The organism is Pseudomonas fluorescens (assembly GCF_001902145.1).
GTDB classification, from domain to species: domain Bacteria; phylum Pseudomonadota; class Gammaproteobacteria; order Pseudomonadales; family Pseudomonadaceae; genus Aquipseudomonas; species Aquipseudomonas fluorescens_BV.
In genome coordinates, this window is the sequence record NZ_MRST01000025.1 from 230,381 (window position 1) to 247,957 (window position 17,577).

16 protein-coding genes and 1 pseudogene are annotated in these 17,577 nt (G+C 60.1%); 5 read left to right on the plus strand and 12 right to left on the minus strand.

What is annotated here, in order from left to right; genetic code table 11:
- Positions 1–34: 34 nt before the first annotated feature.
- Together BUE92_RS28970 and BUE92_RS17615 are read left to right on the plus strand one after the other, a co-directional pair.
- Positions 35–139: pseudogene (locus BUE92_RS28970) on the plus strand (LysR family transcriptional regulator); the annotation flags it as partial.
- Between the two features lie 160 nt (positions 140–299).
- Positions 300–788, plus strand: a complete 489-nt coding sequence (locus tag BUE92_RS17615; protein WP_073525300.1) for a LysR family transcriptional regulator — start codon at positions 300–302, stop codon at positions 786–788.
- 11 nt (positions 789–799) lie between these two features.
- Here BUE92_RS17615 and BUE92_RS17620 read toward each other — a convergent pair whose 3' ends face one another.
- From BUE92_RS17620 to BUE92_RS17650, 7 genes are all read right to left on the minus strand, one after another.
- The gene (locus tag BUE92_RS17620; RefSeq protein WP_073525302.1) at positions 800–1,381 is read right to left on the minus strand and encodes an HAD-IA family hydrolase; all 582 of its coding nucleotides are present in this window, start codon (positions 1,379–1,381) and stop codon (positions 800–802) included.
- Entirely contained in the window at positions 1,381–1,803 is a 423-nt protein-coding gene (locus tag BUE92_RS17625) for an NUDIX hydrolase (protein ID WP_073525304.1), read from the minus strand. The genes BUE92_RS17620 and BUE92_RS17625 overlap by 1 nt, the downstream gene beginning before the upstream one ends.
- Positions 1,804–1,819: 16 nt before the next feature.
- Positions 1,820–2,461 (minus strand): acyltransferase, encoded by a 642-nt coding sequence (locus BUE92_RS17630; protein WP_073525306.1) that lies wholly within the window; start codon positions 2,459–2,461, stop codon positions 1,820–1,822.
- A complete protein-coding gene (locus BUE92_RS17635) occupies positions 2,455–3,639 on the minus strand; it encodes an acyl-CoA dehydrogenase family protein (protein WP_143169999.1) in 1,185 nt (394 codons plus the stop codon). The genes BUE92_RS17630 and BUE92_RS17635 overlap by 7 nt, the downstream gene beginning before the upstream one ends.
- Positions 3,640–3,764: 125 nt before the next feature.
- The gene (locus BUE92_RS17640) at positions 3,765–5,057 is read right to left on the minus strand and encodes an NAD(P)/FAD-dependent oxidoreductase (protein ID WP_073525310.1); all 1,293 of its coding nucleotides are present in this window, start codon (positions 5,055–5,057) and stop codon (positions 3,765–3,767) included.
- Positions 5,054–6,142 (minus strand): polyamine ABC transporter substrate-binding protein, encoded by a 1,089-nt coding sequence (locus BUE92_RS17645; protein ID WP_073525312.1) that lies wholly within the window; start codon positions 6,140–6,142, stop codon positions 5,054–5,056. The genes BUE92_RS17640 and BUE92_RS17645 overlap by 4 nt, the downstream gene beginning before the upstream one ends.
- A 25-nt stretch (positions 6,143–6,167) precedes the next feature.
- On the minus strand, positions 6,168–7,526 hold the full coding sequence (locus tag BUE92_RS17650; protein ID WP_014718136.1) for a glutamine synthetase family protein: 1,359 nt from the start codon (positions 7,524–7,526) through the stop codon (positions 6,168–6,170).
- 137 nt (positions 7,527–7,663) lie between these two features.
- Here BUE92_RS17650 and BUE92_RS17655 point away from each other — a divergent pair, with 137 nt between their 5' ends.
- Positions 7,664–8,560, plus strand: coding sequence for a helix-turn-helix domain-containing protein (locus BUE92_RS17655; RefSeq protein ID WP_073525315.1), 897 nt, complete (start codon positions 7,664–7,666; stop codon positions 8,558–8,560).
- Between the two features lie 59 nt (positions 8,561–8,619).
- Here BUE92_RS17655 and BUE92_RS17660 read toward each other — a convergent pair whose 3' ends face one another.
- The 3 genes from BUE92_RS17660 to BUE92_RS17670 are packed head-to-tail and all read right to left on the minus strand — an operon-like array spanning position 8,620 to position 11,754.
- The gene (locus BUE92_RS17660; RefSeq protein WP_073525317.1) at positions 8,620–9,723 is read right to left on the minus strand and encodes an acetoin dehydrogenase dihydrolipoyllysine-residue acetyltransferase subunit; all 1,104 of its coding nucleotides are present in this window, start codon (positions 9,721–9,723) and stop codon (positions 8,620–8,622) included.
- Positions 9,720–10,739, minus strand: a complete 1,020-nt coding sequence (locus tag BUE92_RS17665) for an alpha-ketoacid dehydrogenase subunit beta (protein ID WP_073525319.1) — start codon at positions 10,737–10,739, stop codon at positions 9,720–9,722. The genes BUE92_RS17660 and BUE92_RS17665 overlap by 4 nt, the downstream gene beginning before the upstream one ends.
- A gap of 37 nt (positions 10,740–10,776) precedes the next feature.
- Positions 10,777–11,754, minus strand: a complete 978-nt coding sequence (locus tag BUE92_RS17670) for a thiamine pyrophosphate-dependent dehydrogenase E1 component subunit alpha (RefSeq protein ID WP_073525321.1) — start codon at positions 11,752–11,754, stop codon at positions 10,777–10,779.
- Positions 11,755–12,061: 307 nt separating this feature from the next.
- On the opposite strand from BUE92_RS17670, the gene BUE92_RS17675 reads away from it, so the two are divergent.
- Positions 12,062–13,924 carry a sigma-54-dependent Fis family transcriptional regulator gene (locus tag BUE92_RS17675; RefSeq protein ID WP_073525323.1) on the plus strand — a complete coding sequence of 621 codons (1,863 nt, stop codon included), beginning with the start codon at positions 12,062–12,064 and terminating at the stop codon, positions 13,922–13,924.
- A 42-nt stretch (positions 13,925–13,966) separates the two neighbouring features.
- Here the strand turns inward: BUE92_RS17675 and BUE92_RS17680 are convergent, their stop codons facing one another.
- Positions 13,967–14,746, minus strand: coding sequence for an acetoin reductase (locus BUE92_RS17680; RefSeq protein WP_073525326.1), 780 nt, complete (start codon positions 14,744–14,746; stop codon positions 13,967–13,969).
- 191 nt (positions 14,747–14,937) lie between these two features.
- On the opposite strand from BUE92_RS17680, the gene BUE92_RS17685 reads away from it, so the two are divergent.
- Positions 14,938–17,100, plus strand: a complete 2,163-nt coding sequence (locus tag BUE92_RS17685; protein ID WP_073525328.1) for a TonB-dependent siderophore receptor — start codon at positions 14,938–14,940, stop codon at positions 17,098–17,100.
- Here BUE92_RS17685 and BUE92_RS17690 read toward each other — a convergent pair whose 3' ends face one another.
- Positions 17,101–17,538, minus strand: a complete 438-nt coding sequence (locus tag BUE92_RS17690) for a carboxymuconolactone decarboxylase family protein (protein WP_003190655.1) — start codon at positions 17,536–17,538, stop codon at positions 17,101–17,103.
- Between the last annotated feature and the right edge of the window lie 39 nt (positions 17,539–17,577).

A 17,577-nucleotide genomic window follows, 5' to 3' on the forward strand; every position in this document is an offset into this window, starting at 1 on the left:
CAAAGGCGCACGGAGGCCAGCGAGCTGCCGTGGCTGGCCTACAGCCTACACCACACCGCTGTGGGCGGCCTGGCACCGCGTTAACTTGCGGCCGTTGGTGGAGACGTTTCGCAAGGTGCTGACTGAACACCACGCCTGAGGATCTAACTAAGTATTCCTTCAAGCGTGGCAGAGTTTTCGCTCAACAATTGAATAACCGGCCTACAGACATATTTTTTTCAACCAGTAACGCTCAGAGCCTTCTATCACTAGCAGCACCCCTATCTAACCCCTGAAGGGGTGCTTGGGTCGGTGGCAAAATGGATATCAAGCATCTGCGTTACTTTCTTGCGGTCGCTGAAGAGCTTAATTTTTCTCGAGCCGCCAAGCGTGTACATGTCGAGCAATCGCCTTTGTCTCGCGCTATCAGGCGATTGGAGGCCGACCTGGGCGCCACGTTGTTCGATCGCAATTGTCGCCGTATGGAGCTCACCGCTGCTGGTCGTGTTTTTCAACAACAAAGCCAACTCGTACTGACGGCGTTGCAACAAGCAAGACGCGAAGTGACCCAGGCCACCCGGCCGTCGAATCAGCCATTGAGCACGCCGCAGACTGCGAAAGTAAGGCATGATCTCAGTGAAACCCTAAGTCGCTACTTGATAAAGGAGCACACACCCGAAAATCTGCATCAGGTTAATCTTGACCATGAAATATACAGTGCAGCACAAGCAGAAGCGGACCGCCTGTGTATAAGCATTCACGCATGGGTCAACTGCACATTAAAGGGCTATCTTTCAGCCAAGGGGTGATTAGCCAACGCTTACAGAACGCCGTGGCCTTGCAGAAACTTATAAATGTCATCTATCGCAGAGGGTGGGGCTACCTGGCGGGTGATCCAACCCAGACGATCAGCTGCCAGAGTGTTGACTTCAAGGTCGTCGAAAAAAATGATTTCTGCGCTGTTGAATCCAGTTAGCTCCTCCAAACGCCGATAAATTTCGATATCAGGCTTAGCGCATCGCTGCTCGAAAGAGAGAACGCTGATAAGACGCGGCTGGAATAATTCAAGGCTGCTCAAGTATGCCCAATGACTGGCATTCGTATTTGAAAGTAGAGAGACGGTTACTCCACTCTTGTGCAACTGAGCGAGCAATTTATCTGAACCGGGCTGGGGTCCTTCGATGCGATGATGAACAAACCATGATTCAATATCCGACAACTCACATCGCCACTCAAATAACGCCCTCAACGCATTCAAAAACTCCTGCCGTGCCAATCGGCCAACTCCGTACAACTGGGTGAGATGCGAATACTGCTCAACCTTCGTTTTGTCCACCGCATGGGTGAAGCTTTTCAACCTGACCAGTACGTTGCCTACGTCGAAACAAATAAGCTGAGCCATTACAGCTCCCCATGGTCGGATGAATTGAATGTCCGGGACACGCCTCGCGCCCCCGACGCCGCATCAAAAATACGTACCTGACTGTTCTTTCTCATAGGTGTTGGAAGCGCGTGGATAGCGAAGAATCCAATCTCAGCGATTTCACCATCAGCCAACCATGGGTCATTACCGACAATTGAGCATTCATAAGAGATCACCAGGTCTGACTTATGAGAGGCGTAGTAGATACCCACCAGGCGCTCAACAAGCACCTGATAGCCCGTCTCCTCATACACCTCGCGGGTTACCCCTTGCTCAGGCGTTTCATTATCCTCAAGCCGCCCCCCCGGAGTTGTCCAACCGTATGGAGGGTAATTGCGCCTGACACACAAGACCTCACCTGACTGATTAAAAACCGAAGCAAATACGCCAATGGTGGTCATGACCAATACCTCTTAATCAACCATTTGAACTGGCTCCGGCACGCCATTCGCCGGAGGGTGCCTCGCCTTGCACATAGGCCGGATTTCCATAGGCGAGATGATGGGCGGCAATGTCACGAGTCACCACCGAGCCCGCACCTATGAACGCTCCTTCCCCTATCGTCACGTGGCCTAACAGTGTGCACCCGCTGCCGATCTTCGATTTGCTGAGAATGCGCGGAGCACATAAGATTTCACCGTGTCTCCAGCGCATTTCATTGTCATTGATTGTCACCACGCGCGCGCCAATCTGTACTTCATTACCGATATGGCAACCGCCAGTGATATGGGTCAACGCTGAAATCCGGACGTGATCGCCAATCTGCGCATCTCGCTCAATGCATACCAAGTGCGAAATGACGCAGTCGTTGCCGATATTTACTCCAGCGCGAATCACGGATTGATGTCCGATAACCGTGTTCTGACCTATTTCAACACCCGAGCAAATAATAGCGCCGGCTCGAATATGGGCACCTTCACCTATCACCGTCATCCCGTAGCTTTGGCCATCGTCTTCGCAGGGAACGAACTGTGCCGACTCACAAATGCGAGCATCCTGCACGATACTAACCAACCCTATACGCTCAGCCTCATGCAAGGTCATTAATTTATTCACCATAGCTGGCGCTCCCTTGACCACTTTGGGGAGACTGCCTGGCGGCCTAGCGAAAGGCTATATAGTGTCTCCCCCAACAATCCACGCGCTACCTGACCGCGAAGCACATCAGGTGTCCCATCAGCGATTCTCAGCCCCAACAAATCGCGCAGGTTTTTTTCCAGGCCGGTACTCACGCAGCAACCCTCTGCCCCATGAATCAACATCGCCCACTGCGCGGCAGCGATCGCGATTTCTACGCTTTCAGCTTTCGCCATCGCCGCGTCGATGTAGCAATACGCTTGTTTATCCAATCGCAGTGCCGTGCTTTGCACCAGCAACCACGCCATATGTAAGCGCGCAGCGTGCTGGGCATACCCCTGTTGCAGGTGAGTGAAACGACCTATCGGGCCATCGAAAGCCTGACGGTGCTGCAACCGCTCTTTGCAGCGATCCAGAGTCGCCTGCGCAGCGCCTATTGCGGCCGCCGCCATTGCACAGCGCCAGTACGAAAAGTGCGTTGAAAAAAGGCTGAATCCCTGTCCCTCCCCGCCGACACGATGCTGCTTGGGAACAAATACTTGATTGAGTTCCAGTGCCCCCCACGAACGGCCTTGAAGACCCAGCGCGGGAATATCATGGACAACGATGCCGTCTGCGCTGGCCGGTACCAGAAAAACACTCAAGCTACGATCCAACCCTGCGACGTTGGCAAACACGACGTACAGATTGGCCTGCCGCAACCGAGCGACATAGTGCTTGCAGCCCGTTAGTGTGTATCCGCCCTCACATCTGACCGCAGTGGTTTGCAGTGAGTGAAGATCAGAACCACCGCTGGCCTCAGTAATGCAGATAGCCGCAAAACTTTCACCAGAGGCAACATCGCGTAGAAACGCTTCAAATGCTTGTCCTTTTGCCAAGCTCAAGAGGCGTCCATGACCGAGCCCGGGAACATCCCGAAGGTCCAAACTCAAGCCGCCAAAAAAACGAAAAAGATTAACCATTTGTGCTGCGCCATGAGCATCGATACCCCGACGAGTGCGAGCACAATCCAATCGGCACAACTCAGGAATTGTCGAGCGCCATACAATCGGCGAATGAAAGTCCGGCGTGCCATCAAGCGCGTTAAAACACTCAATAACTTTAGAAGCTGTTTTGTCGTCAAACAGGCGAACGAGCTCTGATTCGTTAAGCCGAGACATACCGCCCCCGGGCCTAAGCAGCGTGAACAAAGGAAGCTTTTTTCTACGCCTCTTGACGGTGACTGACAAACACCTCCTCGGTCTCGCGGCAGACCTTAATTGTCAGGTCATCCTATGAAGGTTGGCTAAACCATTTCCCGCAACCGATACCACAACATCCCCAACGCCAGCAGTGGCGAGCGCAGCGCCTTGCCACCGGGAAAGGTCATGTGCGGCACCTGGCTGAAGATATCCAGGCCCTGGCTTGCGCCCGCATGTATCCCTTCGGCCAGCAGCCGTGCGCACCAGTGCGTCACGTTCAAGCCGTGGCCGGAATAGCCTTGGGCATAGAACACATTCGGGTATTGCTTGAGCCGCCCGACCTGGGGAAAACGGTTGGCGGTGATGCCGATCTTGCCGCCCCACTGGAATTCGATAGCCGTGTTGGCCAACTGTGGGAACACCTTGAGCATTTTCGGGCGCATGTACGCGGCGATGTCCTGGGGATCGCGCCCCGAGTAGTGGCAGGCACCACCGAACAACAGGCGCCGGTCGGCGGTCAGCCGGTAGTAATCCAGGCCGACTTTCTGGTCGCACAGCGCCAGGTTCTGTGGGATCAACTGCTGGGCCACAGGCTCTGGCAGTGGCTCGGTGGCGATGATGTAGCTGCCTGCCGGCAGTACCTTGCCGCTCAAGCGTGGCTCCAGTTCCTCAAGATGGGCATTGCATGCCAGCACCAGGTTGGCTGCGCGCACGCTGCCGCCTGTGCAGCGCACCTGCACCGTCTCGCCATGGATCAGCTCCAGCACCGGGCTGTGCTCAAAGATACGCACCCCAAGGGCCTCGGCCGCCTGCGCTTCACCCAATACCAGGTTGAGCGGGTGCAGATGCCCGGAACCCATGTCGACCAGGCCGCCGGCATACACCGTCGAGCCCACCACCTGCGCCATATCTTGCGGGCCGACCAGCCGCGTTTCATGGGCATACCCCATGGCCGCCAGGTGCGCCTGTTCGCCCTTGAACGCGGCGAACTGCGCCGGAGTATTGGCGAGTTCGCAAAAGCCCCAGCGCAGGTCACAGTCGATGCCGTGCTCGGCAATGCGCTGGCCCACCAGGGCGACCGAGTCGATACCGGCCCGCTCCATATAGCGCACGCCCTCCTCGCCCACGTATTTGGCAAACCCGGAGACATCATGGCCGATGCCACGGATCAATTGCCCACCGTTGCGCCCGCTGGCGCCCCAACCGATGCGGCGCGCCTCCAGCAGGATCACCGAAAGCCCGCGCTGGGCCAGTTCAATGGCGGTGTTGACCCCGGTAAAGCCACCGCCGATCACACACACATCGGCGCTCAGGTCTGCCTCAAGTGCGGGCCGCTGCGCCATGGCATTCGCCGAAGCGCGGTAATAGGACGGGGCGTGTTCATTGGGCTGAATCATCGGTTGGACTTCACTTTGCTCCAGGCGCGGGTCATCACGCGCATGGTCGCCGGTGTTGGCGTGGTGGAAATATAGAGTTTGTCGAGTACGTCCTGGGGCGGGTACACCTCAGGATTGTTCACCAGCTGCGCAGGCATGAACGGCTTGGCGGCCGGATTGGCGTTGGCATAGCCCACCGAGGCGCTGACCTTGGCAATCACCTCAGGCTCAAGCAGGTAGTTGATGAACGCATGAGCTTGTTTGGGGTTGCTCGCGTCGGCCGGAATCGCCAGCAGGTCGAACCACAGGTTGGAGCCTTCCTTGGGGATCGAGTACGCAATGTTCACCCCGTTCTTGGCTTCCTTGGCGCGGTTGGCGGCCTGGAACACATCGCCGGAATAACCGAAGGCCACGCAGATATTGCCGTTGGCCAGGTCCGAGATGTACTTGGAGGAGTGGAAATAGGTGATGTACGGCCGCAGCGTCAGCAGCTTGGCTTCGGCCTGCTTGTAGTCCTCGGCATTCTCGCTGCGTGGGTCCTTGCCCATGTAGTTGAGAATCGCCGGGAACAGCTCATCCGCTGAATCGAGGAAGGCCACGCCGCATTCATGCAGCTTCTTGATATTTTCCGGTTCAAACAGCACCGCCCACGAATCAATGCGGTCGATACCCAGCACTTGCTTGACCTTGTCGACGTTGTAGCCAATGCCATTGGTACCCCACAGGTACGGCACCGAGTGCGCATTACCGGGGTCGTTCTGCTCCAGTAACTTGAGCAGCTTGGGGTCCAGGTTCTTGAAGTTGGGCAACTGCGCGCGGTCGAGCTTCAGGAAAGCGCCGGCCTTCACCTGGCGCGCCAGGAAATGGTTGGACGGCACCACCACGTCATACCCGGTGCGCCCGGCCAACAACTTGCCCTCCAGGGTTTCGTTGGAGTCGAACACATCATAGATCACCTTGATGCCGGTCTTGGCCTGGAAGTCCGCCAAGGTGGTCTCGCCAATGTAATCGGTCCAGTTGTAGACACTCACCGTCGGCGCCGCCTGGCCGGCACTGCTGAACGCCGCGACCAGGGCCAATGGAAGAAGCTTGTTCACAAGACGCATATCGTCACCCCTCTTATGCTTGTTTTCAGACGCTCAACAGCAGGAACTCACGTTCCCAGGAACTGATCACCCGCTTGAAATTTTCATGCTCGGCGCGCTTGACCGCGACATAGCCGCGCACGAATTTCTCGCCCAGGTACTGCTTGACCGTGTCGCAATCCTCCATGCGCGCCAGCGCATCTTCGAGGGTGAACGGCAGGCGCAGGTTGCGGCGTTCATAGGCGCGGCCTTCCACCGGGGCACTGGGTTCGATGTGCTCGATCATCCCCAGATAACCACACAACAGGCTCGCGGCAATGGCCAGGTACGGGTTGGCATCGGCCCCCGGCAGGCGGTTTTCCACGCGCATCGCCTCGGGGCTGGACGTGGGTACGCGCAGGCCGACGGTGCGGTTCTCTTCGCCCCATTCGACGTTGACCGGCGCCGAGGTGTCCGGCAGGAAGCGGCGGAACGAGTTCACGTTGGGGGCAAACATCGGCAGCAGCTTGGGGATGTACTTCTGCAGGCCGCCGATGTGATGCAGGAACAACGGGCTCATGTTGCCGTCGGCATCGACAAACACCGGTTTGCCGGTGGCAATCTCCACCACGCTCTGGTGCAAATGCATGGCGCTGCCCGGTTCATCGGCCACCGGCTTGGCCATGAAGGTGGCGGCGACGTTGTGCTTGAGGGCGGCCTCGCGCAAGGTGCGCTTGAACACCGTGATCTGGTCGGCCAGGTCCAGGGCGTCGCCGTGGCGGAAGTTGATTTCCATCTGCGCCGGGCCGTCTTCGTGGATCAGGGTGTCGAGGTCCAGGCCCTGGGCTTCGCACCAGTCATAGACATCTTCGAACAGCGGGTCGAATTCGTTGGCCGCATCGATAGAGAACGACTGACGGCCGGTTTCGGCACGGCCGGAACGGCCAATCGGGGTTTTCAATGGCAGGTCCGGGTCTTCGCAGCGCTGAGTCAGGTAGAACTCCATTTCCGGCGCGACAATCGGCTGCCAGCCTTGGTCGGTGTAGAGCTGCAGGACTTTCTTCAACACATTGCGCGGCGACAGTTCGATGGGGTTGCCCTGCTTGTCGAAGGTGTCGTGGATCACGATGGCGGTGGGTTCGATGGCCCACGGCACTACGTAAGTGGCGTTGGCGACCGGGCGGCAGATCATGTCGATATCGGCCGGGTCCAGCAGGTCGTAGTAGATGTCGTCGTCGACAAAGTCCCCGGTTACCGTTTGCAGCAACACACTTTCCGGCAGGCGCATGCCTCGCTCATGCAGGAACTTGTTGGTGGGCGCAATTTTGCCGCGTGCGATGCCAGTCAAGTCACTGATCACGCATTCGACTTCGGTAATCTTGTGTTCTTTCAGCCAAGTGGACAGCTGATCGAAGGGGGCGTTCATAAGGACCTCGTCTTGGGTGGGATGCGACGCCGGGTTGTACTCCCAGCGCATTGAGGTCTATCTTGGGCCAGCCTTGAAACGGCATCTATCCACTTTGCACGCAGCACAACGCACCAATAGAGTGCGCACGGATCACCATGACACAGGCAACCGCTTTGCGCGTACAGGCCTTCGCCACCGGCGATGTGGCCGCCCAATGCAGTGCGACACCCGGCTGGGTGCAGCAGTACCAGCAGATGTCCCCGGGGCATTTTGCCGGGCGGGTGCGCTACCTCGACCTGCAAGGCGTGCAGGTCTACGAAGAGTGCATGAACACCCGGGTGGAGCAGCATTTCAACGCACCTGCCGGCGCCCTGGCGTTTTGTTTCGACGCCAGTGACAACGCGCTGTACCTGCTCAATGGCGAAAGCCGCAACACCTGGATCACCCCGGTAAACTACCGCGAAGTAGCCGTAGTGTTCGGCCCGCAGTTTGTCCAGCGCCAGGGCCTGGATATGGCCAAGCTCGAAGGCCTGTTCATGGCACCGCTGACCTGTCGGCAAAATGCGCTGTTCACTCGCTGGCTGAGCGGCACCCTTACGCGCCTGTCGGCACTGACCGACCCCATCAGCCGCGATGCCCTCACCCAGCAACTGCTCGACGACTGCCTGTTTATCCTCGATAACGCCTGCGTGTGCCTGGACGGCAGTTCCTTGCAAAAGCGCAATGAAGAACGCCAATTGATGGCGCGCATCGGCGAATGGGCGGCGGATGCACCGGATGAAACCGCCAACCTGTTGGAACTGGCGCAGATTGCGGGTGTGCCGTTGCGCCAATTGCAGCAAGGGTTCAAGACCTACACAGGGATGAGCCCGGCGCAGTGGTTGCGGTTGCGCCGCTTGAACGGGGCGCGGCGGGAGTTGCTGAGCACGACCGACACCACGGTGGCCGAGGTCGCGATGAATTGGTCGTTCTGGCATTTGGGGCGATTTTCAAACAGCTACCGGGCGCTTTTTCAGGAGTTGCCCAGCGAAACCCTGAAACGCTCCAGCTGAAAAAACACGCTTGACCTTGTGGGAGGGACAGGCCAAACCGTCCCTCCCTTGAACCTCAATCAGGGCTGCGCTTTCAAAAAGGTGGAGATCAGTTGATTGACCTGCTCCGCCGCCTCAAGCTGCACCATATGCCCCTGCCCCGGCAGTACATGCACCTGAGCCTGCAGCCCTTGGGCGTGGCTTGCCGGGATGATCGCATCGTCACTGCCCCAGATCACCAGGCTCGGCTGGCGGCCCACCTCGCTGCGAAGATCCAGTATCTGCCGCCCGCCATCGAACAGCTTGTGATCGAGCTGGCGCAACGCTTGATCCACCCCTTCCAGGCGCTTGAACTTGAGCATGTCCTCCAGCATCTGCCGCGTCACCAGCGCAGGGTTACTGAACAGTTGAGTCAATGGCGGCTTGAGCGCGTTACGGTTGTTGGCCTCGACAAAACCTCGCAGGTAATCTCCGTTGATATCGGTACCCAGACCGGCGCTGGCGATCAGGATGATGGAGGCGATACGTGCAGGCGCCAGGCTGGCGACGGTGAGGGTCACCAGCCCACCCATGGAGTGGCCGGCCAAATGCACACGGTCGAGCGCCAGGTGGTCGAGCAATGCCAGTACGGCGTGACTGAGTTCGGCGGCGTCTCCCGTTTGCAGAGACTTGCCCGACTCCCCGTGCCCCGGCAGGTCCAGGGCAATCACCCGGCGTTCGGCGGCCAGGGCCGGTTGATTGAACAACCAGTTGTTCAGATCGCCCCCGAAGCCGTGCACCAATACCAGTGGCGTGCCGCCCTCACCGATGTCCAGATAACGCAGCAAGCGCCCGCCCACCTCGACTTTTTGTGCGCTGGGGCCGGCCTCTTCGGCTTCGGCGGCACTGGAAATGAACCCGGCGTTGAAGCGTTCGATCACGCTATCGATCTGAGCCTCCGTCGCCTCGCCCTCCACCACAATTCCCAGTAGAGCGCCCACCGGCAGGGTTTCATCACTGAGCGCCAGCACCCGACGCAGCACGCCGCTAAAAGGTGCCTCGACACTGCTGGAGATCTTGTCGGTCTCCACATCCAGCACTTCCTCGCCCTTCTCTACTCGGTCGCCGGGTTGTTTGAGCCAGACATCGATGCGGCCCTCGGTCATCGACAGTCCCCACTTGGGCATGGTCAGGGTATGAATCATGCGGCGGTCCTCTTGTCGGCGATCTTCATCACGGCTGCCTCGATCTTCGCGGCGTTGGGGATGTACAGGTCTTCCAGCGCATCGGAAAACGGCACCGGGGTGTGCGGCGCGGTGACCATCTCGATGGGGGCACGCAGGAACGCGAAGCCCTGCTGGGCCACCAGGGCACTGATGTCAGTGGCGACCGAGCAGCGCGGGTTGGATTCGTCGATCACCACCAGGCGCCCGGTTTTCTCGACGCTCTCAAGGATGCTGTCTTCATCCAGCGGGCTGGTGGTGCGCAGGTCCAGCACTTCACAATCAATGCCTTGACGCGCCAGGTTGGCCGCGGCCTCCAGGGCGATATGCAGCATGCGCCCGTAGGTCACCAGCGTCACATCCTTGCCCTCACGCACAAAGTTGGCTTCGCCAAACGGGACCGTGTACAGCTCTTGCGGCACGTCGCCTTGCATGCCGTAGAGCATTTTGTGCTCAAGGAAAATCACCGGGTCATTGTCGCGGATCGCCTGGATCAACATGCCCTTGGCGTCATAGGGCGTGGCCGGGCATACCACTTTGAGACCGGGGATATGCGTCCACATGGAGGTGAGCATTTGCGAATGCTGGGCGGCCGCCCGCAAACCGGCACCGTACATGGCACGGATCACCAGCGGTGTGGTGGTTTTGCCGCCGAACATATAGCGGAACTTGGCGGCCTGGTTGAGCAACTGGTCCAGGCAGCAGCCGATGAAGTCGACGAACATCAATTCGCACACTGGGCGCATGCCTCGGGTAGCCGCTCCCACCGCCATGCCTACGTAGCCGACCTCGGACAGAGGTGCGTCCAGCACGCGCCCGGGAAATTGCGGGTGCAAGCCCTTGGTCACGCCGAGCACGCCGCCCCATGCGTCCTGCTCCCCGGGGGAACCGGTGCCACCGGCCACATCCTGGCCGATGATGAATACGCTCTGGTCACGGCCCATCTCTTGGGCCAAGGCCTCATTGATCGCTTGCTGATAGCTGATTTTACGAGCCATTAGATTCTCTCCACGTCTTGTTTTTATAGGGTTGGTATCAGCGGTAAGCCACGTAAACGTCGCTTAGAAGGTCGGCGGCCTGGGGCTTGGGATCGGTTTTGGCAAGGCGTACGGCGTCTTCGATCAACTGCGCTACTTCACCATCGATGCGCTCGAACTGCGCTGCGTCCAGCCAGCCTTCGGCATTGCAGCGCTGACGGAACAAGGCCAGGCAATCGGCGTTTTCGCGCAGGTTTTTCACTTCGTCAGCGCCGCGATAGGTTTGCGCATCGCCCTCGAAGTGCCCGTAGAAACGGCTGAGCTTGACCTCGACCAGTGTCGGCCCGTCGCCTTGGCGCGCCCGCTCCACAGCAACGCCGAGCGCTTCATGCACAGCGAAAAAATCATTGCCGTCGACGATCACCCCCGGCATACCAAACCCGGCGGCGCGCTCGGCGATGTCTTTGCATGCCACCGACCAACCGGCGCCAGTGGCCTCGGCATAACCGTTGTTTTCGGCGACAAACAGACACGGCAGCTGCATGATCGACGCCAGGTTCATCGCTTCGAACACGGCTCCTTCGTTGGAGCCACCGTCGCCAAAAAACGCCACTGCCACGCCCTGGCTCCCCTTGAGCTTGGCAGCCAGCGCAGCCCCCGCGGCCAACGGTGCGCCGGCACCGACAATGCCGTTGGCGCCGAGCATGCCTTTCTCCTGGTCGGCGATGTGCATGGAGCCGCCCTTGCCGCCGCACACGCCGGTTTTCTTGCCATAGATTTCGGCCATCATGCCGAACACGTCGACGCCCTTGGCGATACAGTGTCCGTGGCCGCGGTGGTTGGACGCGATGCAATCATCGTCATTGAGATGCGCCATGACGCCAGCGGCGCAGGCTTCCTGACCGGCATACAGGTGAACGAAACCGGGGATCTCGCCGGTAGCGAACTCCACATGCAGGCGTTCTTCGAAATCGCGGATGGTGCGCATCACGGTGTAGGCATGCAGTAACTGATCGGTGCACAGGTGGGTGGACATCTTGTTGTTCTCCAGGTTGTCTCGACGCACAAAAGACTGGCTGCGGCCAGTGCCAAGCTGTTCAGCACAGCGTGTGCCAACCGTCGAGAAAACCTGGCAAAGCCTTGATCCAGAGCCGTGCCACGCAGCGATGCCCAGGCAACCGGCCGGCTGAATGTGAGACGCAACCACGCAGTTCGGCCCTTGAGTCTCAGCGGCATGAGACGCAGCGTCTCAAGACTGGCGTTGATCGGGGTGCTCTTGTCCGTTGGCGCACATGCGCGCTTAATGACGCGCATAACAACAAAGCTTGAGAACCGGAGGCTTTATGCTCGCCATGAACTCCAGGGAGCATGTCGACTGTGTCAGTCGTGTGGTCCGCAATGCCCTGCGCCTGCCACAGGCGCCCGTGCCGTCGCTGATCTTCGATTCGTGGCGGCGGTCCATGGAGCAACACCGCCTGGACCCCGGCTCCCTGCAAGGTCCACGCATCCTCAGCGAACCCTTGCTCAAGGAGTGCCGCGAGCGCGCCGAGCTGTTCATGCGCATCGCCGGCGAAGAAGTCGCGCAGTTGCACCACCGCGTGCGCCATGCCGACTACTGCGTGATGCTCACCGACGCCCAGGGCCAGACCATCGATCACCGTGTCGATGCGAGCATTCGCACCGACTGCCGCAAGGCCGGCCTTTACCTGGGCACCTGCTGGTCGGAAGCCGAGGAAGGTACCTGCGGCGTGGCCACGGTGCTGACCAGCAGAACGGCGGTGACGGTGCACAAGCGTGATCACTTTCGCGCAGCGTTTATCGGCCTGACGTGTTCCGCTGCGCCCATCTTCGACCCGCAGGGCCACCTGTTGGGCGTGCTGGATGTCTCGGCGCTCAAGTCGCCGGATGACCGCGGCAGCCAGCACCTGATACGGCAGATGGTGGCGCAGAGCGCCCAGGCCATCGAAAACGCTTTTTTCATGCACAGCGCCCGGCAGCACTGGGTGTTACAAGCCCATAGCACTCCAGGCTTTGTCGACAGCCAACCGGACCTGCTACTGGCCTGGGACCAGGACGGACGTCTGCACGCCTTGAACAGCAAGGCGCGTCAAGCCCTGCGCTTGCGCTTTGGCCAGCTGCCTGAGCATATCGGCGAAGTGTTCGATGTGGATGCATTGCGTGCAGCCACTGATCAGTCAACCCGGCAGTTGCACTGGCTGGGCAAGCCCGACGCGGTACACGTGAGGGTCAATGCACCCCGACGCCCCTCGGTTCGGGCGCTGCCAGAGACTCAAGTCGACCCGCGGATCCAGGAGCACCTGCGCTTGGCTGCGCGGGTCAAGGACCGCAACCTGCCCGTGCTGGTGCAAGGTGAAACCGGCGTCGGCAAAGAAGTCTTCGCCCGCCAGTTGCACGAGCACAGCGCGCGCCGGGACGGGCCGTTTGTGGCGGTGAACTGCGCGGCGATTCCGGAAAGCCTGATTGAAAGCGAGCTGTTCGGCTATTCGCCCGGCGCCTTCACCGGAGCGTCCAGCAAAGGCATGAGCGGGCTGCTACTGCAAGCCGACGGCGGTACGTTGTTCCTCGACGAAATCGGCGATATGCCGCTGGCGTTACAGACACGGTTGTTGCGCGTGCTGGCCGAGGGTGAAGTCGCGCCGTTGGGCGCAGCGAAAACCCGCGTGGTGAATATTCAGGTGATCTGCGCCAGCCACCGCGATCTGGCGGCGCTGGTCAGCGCGGGCCGATTCCGTGAAGACCTGTACTTTCGCCTGGGTTGTGCGCGCTTCTGCCTGCCACCGTTGCGCGAACGCACCGATAAGCTGGCCCTGATCAATCGGCTGTTGGAGCAAGAGGCGCGCAGCAGTGGCGTGTCGTTGGGCATCGGCCAGGCCGCGCTGCAATTGCTGCTGGGTTATGCGTGGCCGGGCAATGTGCGGCAACTGCGGCATGTGCTGGCGTACGCCTGTGCGGTGTGCGAAGGCACTACGCTGCAAGTGGCGGATTTGCCGATTGATATCCGGGGCGAGCAGCCTCAAGGGCTGGCCGAACAGAGCGCCAGCCCCGAGCGTCAAATGGTTCTGGATGCGTTGATTCGCCATCGTTGGAAACCCTCGCCTGCGGCACAGGCCCTGGGGATTTCAAGGGCAACCCTGTATCGACGGGTGAACCAGCTGGGTATTGACATGCCCGGCAAAACCCACTGATACAAGGAGTCGACTCCCACGCAGGCGAGTCGACCCACGCTGTCAGCGGTAGACCAGGCCACCGTCGATCAACGGCGCCTGTCCGGTCATATAGTCTGCGTCCGGGCCTGCCAGAAATGCGACAAACCCCGCCACATCCTCCGGCGTTTGCGCACGGCCCAAGGCAATCCCATCCACGTACTGCTTGTAGGTTGCGCCCAACTGCGCCCCGGTAATCTCGGCCATGCGCTTGTCGATCTCAACCCACATATCGGTGCCCACCACACCGGGGCAATAGGCGTTGACCGTGATCCCCGCGCTCGCCAGTTCCTTGGCCGCCGCCTGGGTCAAGGCGCGCACCGCGAACTTGCTCGCCGAGTAGACCCCTAACAGCGCAAAGCCTTCATGCCCTGCGATTGAACAAGCATTGATGATTTTGCCCTTCTGCTTGAGCGCCTTGAACATGTTGGCGGCCGCCTGGATCCCCCACAACACGCCCTTGACGTTGATATCCAGGGTGCGCTCGACCTGCTCTGGGCTGACGTCAAGCAACGAGTCGATCTGCGCCACTCCGGCGTTATTGATGATGATGTCGAAACCGCCCAGGCTCTGGTGGGCGTGCTCGACCGCCGCCGTCACCTGTTCACGCTTGGACACATCGGCGATGAACACAGAGGCTTTGCGGCCGGTGGCGACAATGTCGGCGGCCACTGCGTTGAGCTTGGCGCCGTCAATGTCCACCAACGCGATATCGGCGCCGTCCTGCGCCAGGCGCATGGCAATAGCCCGGCCTATGCCCTGCCCGGCGCCGGTGACCAGCGCGACTTTACCTGCGATACCCATGACAATCTCCTGAAACGATGAGGGGAGCCTTGTCTATCGCAAGCCGGCGCCTGGCTGTCGAGCCGCAACAGGATCGGCATCGGACCTGAGACGGGTTGTCTCGCCGCGCGAACCTTGCGCGAAAGCTTGTAAAAGCCCGCGCTTATGCCTAGCTTAGGCGCCCCCCGCCCAGCGCTTTAAGGCCTTGACCCATGGTTTTGCGTTTTCGCCCCGTCGTCACTTCACGTTTCGCCCTCGGCCTGTTGCTCAGTGGCGGCATCGGCAGCAGCCTGGCCGCCGAGATCGAGTTGCCGACGCTGAAGGTCCAGGGCCAGGATGAGTCGGGCTACCGCAATGAAACCGCGTCGGTGGGTGGCTTTGACGAAGCGCCACTGTTGGACACCCCCGCCTCGATCACCGTGATCAACGCCGCGCTGATCAAGGACCAGCAGGCACGCTTGCTCAGTGAAGTGCTGCGCAACGATGCCTCGGTAGGAGACAGTTACGCGCCCATCGGTTATTACGAGAATTTCGTGGTGCGTGGCTTTTCGCTGAACGCGGCCAGCAGCTACAAGATCAATGGGCGCACCATCACCGGCGAGCAGAACGTCGCCCTGGAAAACAAGCAGCAGGTGGAAGTGCTCAAGGGCCTGGCCGGGTTGCAGAGCGGCATTTCCGAGCCCAGCGGGGTGATCAACTACGTGACCAAGCGCCCGCAGGATGTGCGTTCGGTGACGGTGTCCACCGATGATCGTGGCAGTGGTTACATCGCCACCGATGTCGGCGGCTGGTTTGGCAGTGAGCAGCAGTTCGGCCTGCGCGCCAACGTGGCCCATGAAGACCTCAATTCCTATGTGGAACACGCCAACGGCCAGCGCGATTTTGTGTCCCTGGCCTTTGACTGGAACATCAGCCCCGACGCCGTGCTGCAACTGGATGCCGAATACCAGAACAAACAACAGCGCTCGGTGCCAGGTTATCAACTGCTGGGCGGCACCGAAGTGCCCCATGGCGCGTCGCCGAAGAAACTGCTGGGGCATCAGACGGGCGGCAAGCAGGTGGGGATTGATTCGCTGAACCTCAACGGCAAGTTCGAGTACCGTTTCAACGATCAGTGGAAAGGCAGTGTCAGCGCGGCGCGTAGCAAGGTGGTGATTGACGACTACAGCTCATTTGCCTGGGGTTGCTATGGTTCGAGCAGTTGCAGCGCTACAAGCGTGCCGAACTACTTCAGCCCCGAAGGCAACTACGACGTCTACGACTACCGCAGCCCGGACGACACTCGCCGCGACGACGAAATCCAGGCGGCCATGACCGGCCTCTTCGACACCGCCGGCATCGGCCATGAACTGACCTTTGGCAGCAGCGCGTTTCGCCGGGTGATCGACAAACGCAAGTCGGTCAACGAATTCATCGGCACCGCCAATATCGACGAAGAAGTGCCGAGCTTTACCCCTACCGACAAACCGCTGAACGATAGCCACCGCAACCTCGACAGCCGCCAGTACGGGCTGTTCGTCACCGACCGCATCCGCTTCAACGAGCAATGGCAAACCATCCTCGGCGGCCGTGAAGTGCGCCTGGACGAAAAAGCCTTCGACAGCGTCACTGGCAACCAGACACGCCACACCCAACAGTACGTGTTCCTGCCCCAGGCCTCGTTGATCTACAAGCCGGTGGACAACGTTTCGCTGTACACCAGCTACAGCAAGGGCCTGTCCCTGGGCGGCACCGCGCCGTGGTTCGCAAAAAACCCGGATGAAACACTCGCCCCCACCGTCTCGCGCCAGATCGAAGCCGGGGTGAAATACGACTGGCGCCGTATCAGCTTCGCCGCCGCCGTGTTCCAGACGCGCCAGGCTTACCAGTACGCCAAACCCGAAGGTGACACGTTCAACTACGTACAACAGGGCCAGCAAAAAAACACCGGGATTGAACTGTCCGCCAACGGCTGGGCCACCGACCGCCTACAGATCGCCACCAGCGTGGCCGCGATCCGAGCGCGGGTGAGCGGCAGCGGCACGCCGGCGTACGAAGGCCACCAGGCGATCAACGTGCCCAAGCTGCGCGCCAGTGTGTACGCCGACTACGCCCTGCCCTGGGTCAACGGCCTGGCGGTATTGGGCGGTGTGCAATACAGCGCCAAGAAGTCCGCCAATCGCACCGGTAATGTGGAAGTGGGCGACTACGCGGTGGTCAACGTCGGCAGCCGCTACACCACCAAGGTCGATGGCTACGAGACAGTGTTTCGCCTGAGCGTCGATAACCTGTTCGACAAGCGCTACTGGCGCGACGCGGGCGAATACATGGGTGATGACTACCTGTTCCAGGGCGCACCGTTGACGGCGCGCTTGAGTGCATCGGTGAATTTCTGATTATTTAGGCATCTTGCGAAAGCCCACCGCCAGGCGGTTCCAGCTGTTGATCGTGGCGATAGCGACGCTCAGGTCCACTTGTTCCTGGGGGCTGAATTGGGCAGCCAGTGCGTCGAAGTCTTCATCCGGGGCGTGGGTCTGGCTGAGCAGGGTCAGACTTTCGGCCCAGGCCAGGGCGGCGCGTTCACGCGGGGTGAAAAATGGCGTTTCGCGCCAGGCCGATACGGTGTAGAGGCGCCGTTCAGTTTCGCCGCCTTTGCGGGCATCGGCAGTGTGCATGTCCAGGCAGAACGCGCAGCCGTTGATCTGCGAGACGCGCAGGCGCACCAGTTCCAGCAGCGGCAGTTCGATGGAGAGTTTGCCCACCGCCGCTTCCAGGGCGAGCATAGCTTTCATGGCGTCTGGGGAAGCGGTGTAGAAATCGGTACGGGTTTGCATGGTGAAACTCCAGAACGTTGGGATAGGTGCGCAGAGTAG